This is a genomic window from Cetobacterium sp. (assembly GCF_051653945.1).
Taxonomy (GTDB): domain Bacteria; phylum Fusobacteriota; class Fusobacteriia; order Fusobacteriales; family Fusobacteriaceae; genus Cetobacterium_A.
The window spans coordinates 1-16,809 of record NZ_JBOFXD010000017.1; the positions used below are offsets into that span (position 1 = coordinate 1).

Below are 16,809 nucleotides of genomic sequence, written 5' to 3' on the forward strand. Positions count from 1 at the left end.
TGGTCTTGGTAACAGTGTTACTTCTGATTTTTTATTCAATAGCTCATCTATGAACATTGATTTATCAACAAAGTAATAGTCATTTTCTCTTATTTTTTTAAAGTCATCTATTCCAATAGGCAGATTTTTCTTAACCATCCTTGTCACACTCTCCTCTTTTTATATTTTCTTTTTCATATTATACCATAATATTCAATAAAAAAATTGCAGATTTTACTCTGCAATTTTTTTATTTTATACTTTATTACCATTATTTTCCATCAAAATTTTCACTACTTTGTGGTTCCTATCTATTTCTATTTCTTATTTATAAACTTTACTGCATTTTCTCCAGCTACACGTCCAAATATTACAGAAGCACTATATGCTGCACTTGTACTTGTTACCTCTCCAGCTGCAAAAAGTCCTTTTACTATTTCTCCGTTATTTTGAATAACCTCAGTTTTCTCGTTAGCTACAACTCCACCTCTTGTCATATGGACAGCTGGTTCAACTAAAACTGCATAGAATGGTCCACTCATATCAAACTCTCTTTTTGCCTTAGCCTCTCTAAACGAATCTTTTACCTCTCCACGTACTCCTTTGTTATAAGTTACTACTGTTTCTTTAAACGTTGCTACTGGCACTCCCATCTTCTCTGCTAACTCCTCTATTGAGTTCGCAACTAAGTGGTACCCTTTTTTCGTATGTTTTTGTAAACGATAACTCGAGTCATATAATTTCTTATCAAACACATAGAACACCTTACCTTCTGGTTGAGCTAGCATCTTTTTAGCCATATCCATTCTTTCATCTTTAGTTATGTGTTCCTTTGTAAATCTCTCTCCATTTATATTAACTAACATCATTCCATCACCGTTAGGTCCTGCTAAATCTCTTGTTGATCCTAAAATAAATGGAATCAGATTCATTACTTCTAAATTAGCTAATTGAATATTATTTTTTTCAAATACTGGAATTAAATCTCCTGTGGCACTAATTTGATTTGAGTGCTGTAACTGCTCTGTTCCTGGAGCATATTTTGCCAATAACTCTGGATTAGCTGAGAATCCACCAGTAGCAACTACAACAGCTTTTGCATTTATATCATAAAAATTATTTTTATTTTGAACTTTTACTCCTGTTGCAACACCATTATTTATAATTAAATCTAATCCTTTTGTTGAAGTACGAATATCTACTCCTAACTCTTTTGCTCTAGCTTCCATTTTATCTTGTATAACTTCACCAGCATATACATTCTTTTCAGCCATGTGCCCTCTTTTCCCATAATGGTAATTTAATTTAATCCCCATCTCTCTTAACCATTTATCTAAAACAAAGGCACCTTCAGCTTGAGTTCTCGTACGCTCTGGTGTATCCATTGGATTTGTGTTGTCTTTTATTAAACTTTCTACCGTATCATTCATTCCGTTAGCTTTTTGAGCTTCTGAATTTATTAAATCGTAGAAGTTCATATCAAACTTTCCATTCCCACTTAGCATATCCATTTTTTCAATTAAAATTACATTTTTTAGACCTTGCTCTTTTGCTGATATAGCTGCTGCCAACCCAGCTGGTCCTCCTCCTACAATTACAAGATCTGTAGACACAGGCTCTAAATAGGCAACTGGTAACTCAGGTCCTTTTGTTCTTGCTGTAATTCTTCCATAATCTTTTCCTAGTTGTTTATATACATCATTTACCGCTCTTTTTATAGCTGTTGACGTATGTGTTGCTCCAGAAACACTATCTACTATTGGTGATTGAGCCTCTAAAATTGTCTCTTTTAGCATAGGAAATGCTCTTGTCATAACTGGAACTGTTTCATTGTGTGATACAATTTTTATATCCTTTACCTCTTGTCCTTCTGCTATAACCTCTAACTTTATTTCACCAGAATACCCATTGGCCTTTGTTAAAAAAGTACGTTCCTTTGATAGTGTCACTTGACTTAAAACTAGTAACGACACCGCTAGTAGTATGATTCTTTTGTTCATTTATTCCTTATCCCCCTATGTGTGTTTTTCGATATATAATAACACTTTTTTTACATTAAAACAAGTTTTTAGTTCAATATACAACAATATTATTTTCTTTTTTAATCTAACAATGCCACCTTTATTCCATCAACAGCTATTTTTACTTTTTCCAAAGAACACCCCACATTTAATCTTATTTTATAAGGATCTCCATAAGTTTCTCCAGACATTATAGCTACTTTTCCAACTTCAATTAATCTTCTCTGAAATTCTTTTGGATTAATTTTTGTTTCTTTAAAATCTATCCACATTAAATATGTTCCATTTGGAACATAAGCTTTTAACCCTTTATATCCATCAAGTTCTTTCACAACATATCCACAATTATCAGTTAAATGTTCATTTAAATCATCTAACCAATACTCACATTCATTATAAGCAACCATTGTTGATAGCATTCCCATAATCATAGGAGATCCTAAAGCATGTTTCTCTTTGACTAAGTATAAAAATTTTTCTCTTAAATCTTTATCTGGAATAATAACATAAGATCCACCTAGTGCTGGTGTATTAAAACTTTTTGAAGCTGAAGATGCAATGATAGTTTTCTCCTCTCTTAATTTTACAACTGGCGTTACAGCTTTTCTAGCTATATCCATATGAATATCATCAGATATTAAATACACATTATACTTTTTACAAAGTTCAACTAATTTATTTAGCTCTTCTCTACTCCACACTTTCCCAACTGGATTTTCTGGATTACACAATAAAAATACTTTAACCCCATTTTTAAATTCATCCTCTATCTTTTTAAAATTTGTCCTATACTCCCCTTTAAAAACTTCAATTAATTCTATATCTACAACATTATAATTACTAAGTATCTTTGTAAATCCATCATATCTTGGTGTATGAGTTAATATTTTTTCACCATTTTTTAAAAGCTCCTCTAACAATATAGATATACTATATATAACTGCTGGAGAATACACTACCCACTCCTCTTCTATTACAGTTTTATATCTTTTTAAATACCAATTTTTTATTGCCCCCTTATACTCTGAATGATTCCAACGAGAATAACCAAAAATTCCATGAGACAAAACTTTTTCTAAAGATTTTATAATCTCTTTTGGACTTTCTAAATCCATATCCGAGATTGAAAAGGGGGTTAAATCTTTTGTTCCTTCTCCAAATCTATCTTCTATATAATCCCACTGCGTTGAATAAGTTCCTCTTCTATCTATAACTTTATTAAAATTCATTGTGCCCCCTAATCTATTATATTTACTATTTTCTCAATCACAGATTTTGGTGATTGAAGTTTTGATAATTCTTTCAATCCATTTACCTCTATAAGCTTTTGTAAATCTCTTAACACGCCTAGATAATTATATTTATCTACATTTGAAAGTAAAATAAAATATTTAATATCTTTATCTTCAAACTTTATATTATTTTCATTAAAAATTAGAGAAATACCCAATCTTTTATTGTATTTTGTTTCTTTTCCATAAAATATAAGTGTACTCTCATTATCTATACAATCAAACTCTTTATTAGCTAACATACCATAAACAGAATCTATAAACTCTCTTTCTATAAAACTATTTTCATAAAGATTACTTATAAATACATCTACTAACTCTTTTATATCATAACATTTTGTAAATTTTATATCTTTCTCTGTAATTATATCTAGTAAACTAAGTTGCTTATTTATTTTTATGTCATTCTCTATCAGGTTAGGGTATAATTCTAATAGCTCCTTTGCAATTATATCTAGAGAAGATTTTTCAGAATTTTTTTTAACAATCCCTAATATCTTATTTAACTTTATCTTTTCTATTTCTGGCTTCTTCAGGTGTTTACATACTATTTGAGATATCAACATAAACTCTTCATCTCTAAGTGGCTCTTTCAAATATTTGTTAATCTCATCTCTATTTTTAGATATTTCACTATAAACTTTACCTTCAATTTCATCCAATTCTAGTTCATAGTTTAATATAAAATTATTTTTCACTCTATATATTGCAGCTGTTAAATACTCAATAATCTCTTCTAAAAACTCTTTATCATTTATTAAGTTTTTTATTTTTATTTCACTTAAAACATTTAGCAATTTACATACAAAACTATCTATTAAAAATCTATTTTCATAAAAACTTTCTGAGTTATAACCACTTAAAAAGTATTCAGAAAGATGTAGTGACTCATACATATATCTGATATTATTTTTAAAAATATCTTTTTGAATTATTTTATAATAAGATGTATTCTTTAAAAATTCCCAATTATTTTTTTTAACTAAAATATAACCTTTCTTAATTCTTTCAAAAGTAATTATTAAATATATGAAAATTATATTTTTAAACTCTTTTTCAAACTTTATTTTTAATTCTTTCTCAAAAGTTTTTAGAATATCAAAACATCTATTGATATTTTGATTACTTAAATAATTCTTTAAAATCGACAGTATATCTTTTTGAAAGAAAAACAACTTATTTGTATACTTTAGCTCCTCTTCATTTAAATAAACATATTTTAGAGCATAAATCATTTTTAAATGTCTTAATTTTTTTTCATTACCTTTAACAGATATTTTTCCAAAACTACTTTCCAAATAAAGTTGATACTTTTCTAAATTTTTTTCAATATCTTTTAAATCTTTTCTAAGAGTTGTTATACTAACTTGAAAATACTCCTCAATATCTTTCAAACTTATAACATCTTGAAAAAAAAGACATATTAAAATATACTCTTCTCTCTCCTCTTTAGAAAAAATATAATTTTTTTTATTTTTTTCACCACAAAATTTTTTTACCAACTCTTCATCTGCATCAAATTTTATTACTCCGTTAATTATTTCTATATTATCTCCAGTTGTAAATTTTTTTAAATAATGATTTATATTATCTATTGAATATCTTATGTTTCTATCTGTTGTTTTGAAATTCAACGCCAATTCTTTTAAATTTATTTTTTCATTGGAAACCAATCTAATAATTTCAAAATCTTTTCTATTTAAACTCAAAAAATCCCCCTTTACTTTTTATAAAAATAAACTTTATTTAAAATGTCTTCATCTATACTCTTTATAAACTCTTCTAATATATTGTAACACTCTAGGTAATCATTTTCATTTAATATTGTGTAAGGAGTATGACAATTTTTTACTGGTAATATAACTGATAATCCAGCTATTCCATACCCACTGTTACTTCCTGGCCCATTATCCGTACCGCCACCTTTTAAAAAATCCAATTGATATTTACCTTCAATTTTCTGTGCACTTCTAGCCAACTCTTTTAATAATACTTTATTACCTAAAGCCAACTTATCAGCTATAACAAAACACGGTCCTTCTCCATAACTTCTTCCCAACTCTTTACTTCCTAAAGTATTTTTTGCTGTAGCTACATCCAAATTTATTATAATATCTGGCTGTAGTTTATTTACAGATGTTTTTCCTCCCCTAGTTCCTACCTCTTCTTGAACTGTTCCTATAAAATATAAATCACAATTTAATTCGATATTTTTTAAATTTTTCAACAACTCTACTGCTAAAATACACCCCACCCTATCATCCCATGATTTTGCTATTATATTTTCTGAGTCTAAATATTGAGTTTGTGTTACAAAAGTTATTGAATCACCTATTTCAACTCCTAATTGCTTTACTTCATCTTCACTTTGACACCCTATATCAATATATAAATTTCCAATTTTTGTTTCTTTAGAAGAAGTATCACTAGATAAAACACCTCTTATTTTAGTTCCTAAATATGTTTTTATTTCAACTATATTATTTTGAACTATTACTGGATCTGTTCCTCCTAATTGATAAACTCTAATATATCCATCTTTTGTTATTTTTTCTACTAAAAATCCAACCTCATCCATATGTGCCATAACAGCTACTTTTATCTTTTTATTTTTTGACAAATGACAAATTATACTTCCTAAATTGTCATAATCAAATGAACTGCATATATCATTTAGTTCCTCTCTTATAATGTTTCTAACTTCATCTTCAGAACCAGCAGGTCCATGAGCTTCAGTTATTTTTTTTATAAATTCAAAATTCTTTAACATAATCCAATCTCCTTAAACTCTTTTGGTATTGTCGTTAACAATTCATAACCATTATTTGTTACTAGCACAGTATCTTCTATTCGAACTCCCCCTAATTCAGGAATATATATTCCAGGTTCAATTGTTAAAACCATTCCAGCTTTCAAAATATTGTTCTCATATTCATTTAAAAATGGTTTTTCATGCCCTTCTATTCCTACTCCATGTCCTAAACCATGAACAAAATACTCTCCATATCCTGCATTTTTTATATACTCTCTTACTACTCTATCAATCTCTTTTGTATCCATTTCAGGCTTTATCATCGAAACACCTAATTGTTGGGCTTCTTTTACAATGTCATAAATTTCTTTTAATTTCAAACTTACTTTTCCAACAGCATATGTTCTTGTTATATCTGAATGATACCCTTTGTATATACTGCCAAAATCTATTGTTACTAACTCCCCTAATTCTATTTTTTTATCCGTTGGCCTACCATGTGGTAAGGCACCTCTTTTTCCAGAAGCAACAATGATAAAATCAATTTTTTCAGCCCCTAGTTTTTTTGCATTTCTCTCTATACTGTCAGCTAAATCTTTTTCATTCATATCAATTGTAAATTCATCTAATGCCCTTTCAATTGCCTTTTGTGCAATATCACAAGACTTTTTAAGAATTTCTATTTCATTATATTTTTTTATAACTCTCTGATTTTCAAGTAAATTTCCACTCTCTACTAATTTAAAAGGTAATTTTTCAAGTTCTTTATAAAGCGAATATACCACTGTATCTTCTTCAAAAATTAACTCTTCTATATCATTTTTTTTACAAATCTCTCTTAAACATTCTAAAAAATTTTTATCTCTTAAAACTACAATAGAAAACTCTTTACACTGCTCTTGAGCCTGCTTTTCATACTTACCCTCTATTAAAATATATTTTTTTTTAGAAGTTACTAATAAATACCCACCACTTCCCGTAAAATTTGATAAATAAAATTTATTTTCTTTTTTTATAACTAATAGTCCTTGATTTTCTTTTAACATTTCTCCCTCCAAATATAGTTAAAGAAGCTGAATAAAATCAGCTTCTTTAACTTAGAAATCTAGCTCTAAATCGTTTAAAATATCATTGTCCTCTTGTGTAAATATTTCATGATTTTTTTTGCTTTCTTCTTCAGATTTTAACTCCTCTTTTTCTAAAACTTTAAAGAATGGATAATAAACTAAAAACGATAATATTAATTGTACTATTTGCACAAATGGTGCTTTCCAATCAAATCCAGTTAAAAACCCTTCAAAGAATAATGGTAAATATGGTGGATCAAAAAATGGTTTAGCTAAAACTCCATATTTCATAAGAGCTAATGGCATTAAACTTATCAAAGAACTTCCAAATACAAATGGTATAAGTAGTATTGGATTTAATATTACTGGTCCACCAAATAAAATTGGCTCGTTTATTCCAAATAAAGCAGGTATTAATGAAACTTGAGCTACTTTTTTATATCTTTTTGTTTTTCCAAATAACATTGCTAAAATAAGTCCCATTGTTACTCCAGAACCTGTAAAGTTTACGAACGCTGAAAATACTCCCCCTGTTACAAAATGTGGTAACGCTAATCCAGCCTCTTTTGCTGCTATGTTTTCTGCTAGATATTGAACAAAAATTGGTGACAATACTGGCGACAATACTGCTGAGTGAATTCCAAAAAACCAAAACATTAAACGAAGCATTATTACAAACCACACTACAAATAAATTATCCATACTTCCTATTGCTGGAGCTAAAACTTTCATTATGATTTCTGGTAAAAGCATTCCTCCAGAAAAAGACGACACCAAATATCTTAAACTTAAGAAAAACACAGCAATGAAAGCTGTTGGTGTTATCAATTCAAATGATCTAGAAACAAAATCTGGTACACCTTCTGGCATTTTAATAACTAACTTATGATCAGTAAAGTATTTATAAATTTCAACTATTACTAATGCAATAAATATAGCAGTAAATAAACCTTTTGAATCAAAATATTTTATATCCAAGCTACCATCTTTATTTAAATTAGTCACAGTTACTAAAAAAGAAAATAGTGATAATGTAACTGCCCCAACAGTATATATTTTATATCTTTCGCTTAAAAAATAAGATATAGCTATAACTGCATAAACACCAACAAAACCTAAAGAAAACTTTATTAATAAATCGATTAGATAAACATTATTCGTAAACCACTCTTGAACCATTTGAGAGTTAGCAAATATATTTTTTAAAGTTTTCAATGGATATGCCATTGATCCTAATAATAAAATCGGTGTTAAAACAACCATTCCTTTTTTTACTGCAGTTAAATGTGGTTGTTTATCTATTTTTTCTGCTATTGGAACCAATATTTTTTTTATAATACTTTCAAATTTTTCAAATAATCCCATCGTTCTCCCCCTATTTTATCCGTGATATCTTTTATGAGCTACTATAGCTTGCTTTAAAACAGTTGCACCATCCATTGCACCATAAATTTCTGCACTTAATAAAACTGATGGTTTATTATTTTCTTTTGCAATTTCTTGAACATAATCAAATTTATGTCCTAACTGAGGTCCTACAAGAACGATATCGAAACTTCCTATTTTTTCTGGAAGTCTATCCACTGGAATCGCTTCCATTGGTTCAAAATCCTCGTTATTTAACTTTTCACTTTTAGCTACAACTTTTTTTATAGCTCCCATCATCATTGTTGTTGAAAATCCTCCTGCACAAACTAATAAAATCTTCATATACCCTCCATTTTGTTTTTTTTTTGTTTTATATATACGTTATTCTATCAACTTTATTATTTTTTACAACAAAAGTTTATTTCAATTTTTTCGGAAATAAACTTTCATATACGAAATAAAATTAATATGTTAAGATTTTAAAAAATTTGGGAGGTTATTTATATGTCAAATGAAGAAATGTTAGAAGAGTTAGAAATGGTAGTTTTTGGGATAGTTGGGCACGCTGGGGAAGCTAAAGGATATGCTTATAAAGCTCTATCTTTTTCTGAAGATGGAAATTTCCAAGAAGCTGAAGAGATGCTAAAAAAATGTGATGAGGCAGTTTTAAAAGCACATCATATCCAAACTGATCTTATTCAAAAAGAAGCTGGTGGAAATAGAATGACTATCACAATGCTTTTTGTTCATGCTCAAGATCACCTTATGACGGCTCTTTCAGAAAGAGAATTAATCAAAAAAATGATTAAACAAAACAAAAGGATTCTTGAATTAGAAAATAAAATAAAGAATGTGTAATAATAAAAAGGAGATAAATTTCATTAAAATGAAATTTTTTCTCCTTTTATTTTAAATAGAATATACCCTACTTTTTACCAAAATTGCTTAAAAACTCATACTTTCTAATTGTATCTATTATTTTCTTTTGAGATTGTGTAGTTGATAAAATTTTATCAAATTCATACTTTTTTAACAACTCTACAAACTGCACTAAAGCATCCAGATGCTCTTTCCCGTCATATGAACAAAAAGCTAATATATATTTTGCAAATACTTTTCCAGGAAATTCAACAGGAGATGAACATATCGTTAAAGACATCCCTGTTTTCAATACGTTATTTTTGTTTTTAGCATGAGGTAATGCCACTAGATTATCCATCACTATGTAAGAACCATTAATTTTTATAGCTTCTATCATATCCTCTGTATACGATGATAACGTACAATTATTCTTCTCTAATAACTCCCCAGAAACTTTAATTGCCTCTTCCCACGTACGTGCATCAGACCCCAAAGAAATACTCTCTTTCAACAAAAAGGATGATAGCGGTTTATAACTTTCTTTTAAATCATCAATTATTAAATCCTCATACTCATTTTTTAATTTATCAATAAGAACTTTTTCATTTTTAATCTCTGCTTCCTCTTTTATAATTCCCATAAGATTACTTAAAGTTATTTTTTTCTTATACTTTGGAAAATCTAATTTATCAAGATTAAAAAAATCATCTCCATTTAATAAAGTATTAACTACAATAATTGGTAATTTTAAATAATTTATATCTATATTATTTATATTTGTAATAATAATATCTACATCTTTATTTTCTAAATACCTGTCTAATTGATTCAATGGAATTGTTCCAATTATGTTGACATCATATCTATTTTTTATCTGTTGAGCAATCAACTTAGATGTTCCAAATCCTAATCCACAGACTATCAAAATATTTTTTACCTCTTTTTTTATAGATTTATTTCTATCAATAGCTGATTTAAAATGTACACCTATAAATGCAATTTCATTATTTGAAATAGATTTATCTAAAAAGTTTTCAAGATAAGATAGGGATAATTTAGTTTTTTCAAAAATAATTTTATCAATTTTTAAAAACTCATCAACTATAGAGTTTTCTAATTCAATATTATTTTTTGCTCTATAAATAGTTGGTTTTATATGATTAATTAGCCCTTCTAACAATATATTGTCACTATTTAAATCGATTTCTATTGCCTCAGAAAAATGTCTAATTATTTTTTTTACTAAAATCTCTATCTCTATCCAGTTTTCATATATAGAAAAACTTGTCGAGTAACTGTGGCTTCCTAAAAGATAATCTGTAAATTTGATAAGTTCATATCTATTTAAACTAATATTTTCTGAAACTTCAATTAGAGATACAGCCTTACTTACTAAACTATACTCTAAGGTATTCAAAAAAAAGTTCTCATTTTTACAATTTGTTAAAGATTTTTTATACTTTAATCGATTAATAAGTACAAATGTATAGTTAATTAAAATATTATATGCTTCATCAGAGATCACTTTATTGAGAGAGTTAATTAAATAATTAATAAAAACTTTAACTTGATTAATATTTGTATTTTTGAAATATTTATCCAAGTTCTTTCTAAAAAATTCTAATTTAAAATCTATTATTTTAGAGTTATATTTAAACTGATTTAATAACTTCAATTGTATTTTTCTAATAGATTCTTCCTCTCCAACTAACTTCAAACCTTTTTGAGGATTTAAAATTAATCTTAAGTTATAGTTAGTGAGTATATCCTCACTATTTTTTAAAGTTACCTTTATGCTCGAACGACTTAAATCAAACTCTTCACATAAATCTGATATATTAATCTCCTCTTCAAAAGCTATTTTAATAAGGATTAGCTCATCTCGATACTCACTTTTAGAAAAAGAGTTAGTACTATTGAATAATTTTAATAACTCTATTAAAGAGGTTTCTTGAAACTCTAAAACACCTTTACTTAGCTTATTAATAGTTGACAAACTATTTTTTTCTAAATATTCATTTACTGTTTCTAAATCATAACGGATACTTCGATCACTAACACCCAACATCAAACTTAATTCCTTGATAGTAACCACTCTCTCTTGCTTAATTAATAATTCTAAAATAGAAATAATTCTTTTATTAATTTTTTCCTCCTTATTTTTCAAAAAAAATTGAAAAAATATAACCTGTTAATTTTATAAGAACAAATCAATTCAATTTAATTATAACACTAAAGAATCAAAAAACGTACTTTTCTAACAAAAAAATTCATTTTTTTCTGAAAAAAATAGAAAATTTACAAATCACTATAAAATTGATACTCTAATTTATAGGGTATTAAATCAATTTTTTTCAAAAAGTTTTAAGTAAAAGGAGAAACAAATGAATTTTAAAAATTTAGTAAACGATAATTTAGTTCTTTTAAATCTTGATTTAAAAGATAAAAAAGATATTATTAAAGTTTTAGTTGATAAACTTTATGATAACGGAAGAATAACTTCTAAAGAGATTTTTTATAAAACAGTTATGGAAAGAGAACTCTCATCACCTACAGGGTTAGAGGAAGGATTGGCTATTCCTCACGGAAAAGATGAATGTGTAAAAGAGGCTTCAATTGCCATTGCCAGATTAAAAAATCCTATTGCCACTTGGGAATCAGTTGATGAAGACAACGAAGTTAATTTAGTTTTTTTAATTGCAATTCCTAAAAAAGAGGAAGGGTCAAGTCATATTGAAATTTTAAGTAAACTTACAACTTCTTTTATGAAAGAGGGATTTATACAAAATTTACAAAACTCTCAAACTACTAAAGAACTTTTAAATATACTTTATTCCATTGAGGAAGAAACTGATGAAAATAACAATGAGAACAAATATTTTAAAGATAAACCATTGGTTTTAGCTGTTACTGCATGTCCTACAGGAATTGCTCACACTTACTTAGCTGCTGAGGCGTTGGAAAAAGCTGCAAAAGAACTACAAATAAATATTTGTGTTGAAAAGCAAGGAGCTCGTGGAATTGAGGGAAGACACTCTGAAGATCTAATAAAAAAAGCTGATGTTATTATATTCGCAACTGATGTTTCTGTTAAAGAAAAGGAAAGATTTATCGGGAAAAAATATATACAAACAAGAGTTGCTGCACCACTAAAAAAAGGTCAAGAAACTATATTACAAGCCTTGAATAATCCTGATGGAGTTATTGAAGCTAATCAAATAAACTCTGAAAATAATGCCGATGATAAAAATGAAAACTCTGATAAACTATTTAGTCTTCAAGAGATTAAAAGAGCTTGTTTAACAGGAATTTCCTATATGCTTCCTTTAGTTGTTGCTGGAGCTGTTATTATGGGATTATCTAGAATCGGAGCTTCTTTCTTTGAGATTGGAAACATCTGGGATAGTTCTTATGCTCAATCTCATGAACCATTAGTAAGATTACTTCACACTTTAGATAAACTTGGTGGAAAAACTTTAAGTTTAATGTTACCTTTTATCGGTGGATATGTAGCTTTTGCTATTGGGGATAAAGTTGCTATAGCTCCTGGATTTGTTGGTGGATTACTAGCTGCAGATTCTAACTCAGGCTTTTTAGGAGCTCTCGTTGCAGGTATTTTAGCTGGTTATTCAACGAAAATAATAATAAAAAAAGTTAAATTACCAGCATTTGCTTCAGGGGTTACATCTATATTTATTGCACCTATCTGTGCCGTTTTAATAACTGGATTGAGCATCATCTACATAATTGGAGATCCTGTTGCAACTTTAAACAAATCTCTTGAAATTTGGTTAATGGGAATGAACGGTTCTAACAGATTGATTTTAGCTGCAATTATCGGTGGGATGATGGGAGCTGACTTAGGTGGACCTATTAATAAAGCTGCTCTTACAACAGCCCTAGCTTTAGTTGCTTCTGGAATAACTGTTCCAAATACCGCTGCAATGATAGGAATCGTTGTTCCACCTTTAGGATTAGGATTTGCAACTATTTTATCTAAAAAGAAATACAGCTTAGCTTTACAAGAGGCTGGAAAATCAGCTATTTTAATGGGACTAGTTGGTGTTACAGAGGGAGCAATTCCATTTGCTATTGAATCTCCAATAAAAGTTATTTCATCAACTATTTTAGGGTCTGCTCTAGCTGCTGCCCTAGCTGTTTACTTAGGTGCAAACAATCCCCTTCCAATATCTGGATTTTATGGATGGTTTGCAGTTCAAAATTGGCCGATTTATATCTTATCAATATTTATAGGTTCGCTATTTATAGCAATAATGAATATTTCTTTAAGAAAAGAGGAGAGTAAAGAGAATGTTTAAAGATAAAGTTGTATATCAAATATACCCTAAATCATTTAAAGACAGCAATAATGATGGAATTGGAGATTTAAGAGGGATTATTGAAAAACTAGATTATTTAAAATATTTAGGAGTAGATTATTTATGGATAACACCATTTTTTATATCTCCACAAAAGGATAATGGATATGATGTTGAAGATTACTACAATATTGATTCTACTTATGGGACTATGGATGACTTTGACATGTTGATTAAAGAATCTAAAAAAAGAGGAATAGAGCTGATGTTGGATATGGTTTTTAACCATACTTCAACAGAACATGAGTGGTTTAAGAGAGCTTTAGCAGGAGAGAAAAAATACCAAGATTATTATATTTTTAAAAAGAGTAAAAATCCAGAAATCCCTCCTACTAATTGGGAGTCAAAGTTTGGTGGAAATGCTTGGAAATACTCTAAAGAAGTTGGAATGCACTATCTTCATTTATTTGATGAAACTCAAGCAGATCTTAACTGGGAAAATCCCGAAGTTAGAGATGAAATGAAAAAAATAGTTAAATTTTGGATGAATAAAGGTGTTAAAGGATTTAGGTTTGATGTTGTTAACCTTATTTCTAAACCACTTATATATGAAGATGATAATATTGGAGATGGAAGAAGATTTTATACTGATGGTCCTAAAATACATGAATATTTAAAAGAACTAAATATTGACTCTTTTGGAGCTGATAAAGATATTATAACTGTTGGAGAAATGTCTTCTACAACTCTTGAAAACTGCGTTAAATACGCTGGAGAAAGTGAAAACGAACTATCTATGGTATTTAATTTTCATCATTTAAAAATAGATTATAAAAATAAAGATAAATGGAGTTTGCAAGCTCCAGATTTTGAAGAGTTAAAATCAATTTTAAATGAGTGGCAATTGGGAATGCAAAATAGTCAAGCTTGGACAGCACTTTTCTGGTGTAATCATGATCAACCTAGAGTTGTTTCTAGATTAGGTGATGATCAGAAGAACTGGAATAAATCAGCTAAGATGCTAGCAACATTGACTCATTGTTTAAGAGGAACTCCCTATATCTATCAAGGAGAGGAGATTGGAATGACCAACTCTTACTTTGAAGATATTGAAACTTTTAAGGATGTTGAATCTCATAACTACTACAGAATTTTAAAAGAAAAGGGGCTAAGAGAAGATGAAGCTCTAAAAGTAATCCAGGCTCGTTCTAGAGATAACGGAAGAACTCCAGTTCAGTGGGACGACAGTACAAACGCTGGTTTTAGTGAAGTTAATCCTTGGATTAAGGTAATCAAAAATTACAAAAATATCAATGTTAAATCTCAAATAGATGATAAAAACAGTATTTTAAATTATTATAAAGAACTTATACACCTTAGAAAAAAATACAGAGTTATATCTCATGGAGATTTCAAACCTCTTCTACCAGAAGAAAATAATATATACGTTTACAAAAGAAGTTTTAAAAATGAAAATATTATCGTTATTACAAATTTTGGTGTAGAAAAAACTATTAATTTATCCAATGAAAATATTAATGAATATAGATGTCTTCTTTCAAATACTGAATTTATCAATAATGAAGGAATTCTAAATTTAAAACCTTATGACGCAATTATATTGTATAAAAAAAATTAATTTAAAAAAGTTGCTTAAGCTTTCCTAAAAAGGAAAGCTTAAGTTTTTTTATTTTTTCATTATAAATATAGACAAATAAGTGTTTCTAAAAAAAATATTATTGACAAAATAGAATATTTTGGTATAATTTATTTTGTAAGACAAAATATTAAACAAGGAGATTATATGAAAAACTTTATAATAACACTATCTATCATTTTTCTATCAATAATCTCTATTTTTTTAGGCGTAGCAACAGTTAATTTATCTGATATATTTATTCAGGGTACAAATAGTAACAATATAATATTTTTAAGTAGGATTCCAAGAACCATCAGTATAATCACAGCAGGATTTGGAATGAGCATCTGCGGTTTAATTATGCAGCAACTTACTATGAATAAATTTGTTTCTCCAACAACTGCTGGAACTGCTGACTCCTCAAAATTAGGGATTCTAATAGCTTTACTTTTTTTTCCAAAAGAATCAATTATATTTAAAATGTTAATAGCTACCCTATTTGCCATGGGAGGAACATTTCTTTTTATAGGAATAGTAAAAAAAATTAAAATAAAGGACAATGCTTTAGTGCCACTAATTGGTATGATGATCAGTGGAGTAATCAGTTCTATAACAATGTTCTTTGCATATAAAGGTGATTTAATACAAAGTATTAATAGCTGGATTTTTGGTGATTTTTCAGGAGTTTTAAAAGGTAACTACGAACTTTTATATATAACAATTCCTTTAGTTTTAACTGCCTTCTTTTATTCAAAACAATTTACAATCTCAGGAATGGGAGAGGAGTTTGCAATAAATTTAGGCATCAACTACAAAACTATTGTAAATATAGGATTAATTTTAGTTTGCTTTATATCTTCATTAATTATGATAACAATAGGTGGAATACCGTTCTTAGGTTTAATCATTCCAAATATAGTATCTCTATTTTTCGGAGACAACCTATCAAAAAACCTTTATACCACTGGATCTTTGGGAGGCTTATTTTTACTCCTATGTGATATTTTAGGTAGAGTGGTTATATATCCACATGAGATTCCAATTGGAATGATAACAGGAGTATTCGGAAGTGGAATATTCTTAGCTATGATATTTAGGAGGTTAAATTTTGAAGAGTAATGAAAAAAGGATGGAAGATATCCTACTAGGTCTTCTCTTAGCTTTGTTAATAGCGGCGGCGTTTTTCCTATTAGTAGGTATAAATAAAAACAATTTTAGGTATTTAATCTCAACAAGAGGTATAAAAATATTAGCAATAATTCTAAGTGGAACTTGTGTTGCTGTATCAACACTACTTTTCCAAACAGTTACAGATAGCAGAATTCTGACTCCAAGTGTTATGGGACTTGATTCTATGTATGTTTTTTTACAAACGATGACTATATTCCTATTTAGAAGAACTATACCTTTGCTTACAACACCAATTCCAAAGTTTTTTATAACAATAGGACTTATGGTTGCAGTTAGTATCTTTCTTCAAAAGTTTTTTACAGGCAAAAGTAAGGGAAAAC

Annotated in this window: 14 protein-coding genes; 5 read left to right on the forward strand and 9 right to left on the reverse strand. The window is 28.3% G+C overall.

Annotation, left to right across the window (positions count from 1 at the left end):
• From ACRC8M_RS01860 to ACRC8M_RS01895, 8 genes are all read right to left on the reverse strand, one after another.
• On the reverse strand, window positions 1-138 hold a 138-nt coding region (locus tag ACRC8M_RS01860), incomplete at its 3' end, for an AAA family ATPase (RefSeq protein WP_438527589.1).
• 158 nt (window positions 139-296) lie between these two features.
• Window positions 297-1,979 carry an FAD-binding protein gene (locus ACRC8M_RS01865; RefSeq protein WP_438527575.1) on the reverse strand — a complete coding sequence of 561 codons (1,683 nt, stop codon included), beginning with the start codon at window positions 1,977-1,979 and terminating at the stop codon, window positions 297-299.
• Between the two features lie 101 nt (window positions 1,980-2,080).
• Window positions 2,081-3,229: a MalY/PatB family protein gene (locus tag ACRC8M_RS01870; protein ID WP_438527576.1), complete on the reverse strand. Its 1,149-nt coding sequence runs from the start codon at window positions 3,227-3,229 to the stop codon at window positions 2,081-2,083.
• An 8-nt stretch (window positions 3,230-3,237) separates the two neighbouring features.
• The gene (locus ACRC8M_RS01875; protein WP_438527578.1) at window positions 3,238-5,001 is read right to left on the reverse strand and encodes a helix-turn-helix domain-containing protein; all 1,764 of its coding nucleotides are present in this window, start codon (window positions 4,999-5,001) and stop codon (window positions 3,238-3,240) included.
• An 11-nt stretch (window positions 5,002-5,012) separates the two neighbouring features.
• Window positions 5,013-6,062, reverse strand: a complete 1,050-nt coding sequence (locus tag ACRC8M_RS01880) for a M42 family metallopeptidase (protein WP_438527579.1) — start codon at window positions 6,060-6,062, stop codon at window positions 5,013-5,015.
• Window positions 6,056-7,090, reverse strand: a complete 1,035-nt coding sequence (locus tag ACRC8M_RS01885) for an aminopeptidase P family protein (protein WP_438527580.1) — start codon at window positions 7,088-7,090, stop codon at window positions 6,056-6,058. Before ACRC8M_RS01885 ends, ACRC8M_RS01880 begins: the two co-directional genes overlap by 7 nt.
• A gap of 51 nt (window positions 7,091-7,141) precedes the next feature.
• A complete protein-coding gene (locus ACRC8M_RS01890) occupies window positions 7,142-8,476 on the reverse strand; it encodes a PTS sugar transporter subunit IIC (protein WP_438527581.1) in 1,335 nt (444 codons plus the stop codon).
• 15 nt (window positions 8,477-8,491) lie between these two features.
• Window positions 8,492-8,821 (reverse strand): PTS sugar transporter subunit IIB, encoded by a 330-nt coding sequence (locus ACRC8M_RS01895; RefSeq protein WP_438527582.1) that lies wholly within the window; start codon window positions 8,819-8,821, stop codon window positions 8,492-8,494.
• 162 nt (window positions 8,822-8,983) lie between these two features.
• On the opposite strand from ACRC8M_RS01895, the gene ACRC8M_RS01900 reads away from it, so the two are divergent.
• Entirely contained in the window at window positions 8,984-9,337 is a 354-nt protein-coding gene (locus ACRC8M_RS01900; RefSeq protein WP_438527583.1) for a PTS lactose/cellobiose transporter subunit IIA, read from the forward strand.
• Window positions 9,338-9,404: 67 nt separating this feature from the next.
• On the opposite strand, the gene ACRC8M_RS01905 is transcribed toward ACRC8M_RS01900, so the two are convergent.
• Entirely contained in the window at window positions 9,405-11,435 is a 2,031-nt protein-coding gene (locus ACRC8M_RS01905) for a BglG family transcription antiterminator (RefSeq protein ID WP_438527584.1), read from the reverse strand.
• Between the two features lie 289 nt (window positions 11,436-11,724).
• Here ACRC8M_RS01905 and ACRC8M_RS01910 point away from each other — a divergent pair, with 289 nt between their 5' ends.
• The 4 genes from ACRC8M_RS01910 to ACRC8M_RS01925 form a co-directional block, all read left to right on the forward strand.
• Window positions 11,725-13,659, forward strand: a complete 1,935-nt coding sequence (locus ACRC8M_RS01910) for a fructose-specific PTS transporter subunit EIIC (RefSeq protein WP_438527585.1) — start codon at window positions 11,725-11,727, stop codon at window positions 13,657-13,659.
• On the forward strand, window positions 13,652-15,298 hold the full coding sequence (gene treC, locus ACRC8M_RS01915; protein WP_438527586.1) for an alpha,alpha-phosphotrehalase: 1,647 nt from the start codon (window positions 13,652-13,654) through the stop codon (window positions 15,296-15,298). The genes ACRC8M_RS01910 and treC overlap by 8 nt, the downstream gene beginning before the upstream one ends.
• Window positions 15,299-15,463: 165 nt before the next feature.
• Window positions 15,464-16,417 (forward strand): ABC transporter permease, encoded by a 954-nt coding sequence (locus ACRC8M_RS01920; protein ID WP_438527587.1) that lies wholly within the window; start codon window positions 15,464-15,466, stop codon window positions 16,415-16,417.
• Window positions 16,407-16,809: iron chelate uptake ABC transporter family permease subunit (locus ACRC8M_RS01925; protein ID WP_438527588.1), on the forward strand; the 403-nt coding region annotated here is incomplete at its 3' end. The genes ACRC8M_RS01920 and ACRC8M_RS01925, both read left to right, overlap by 11 nt.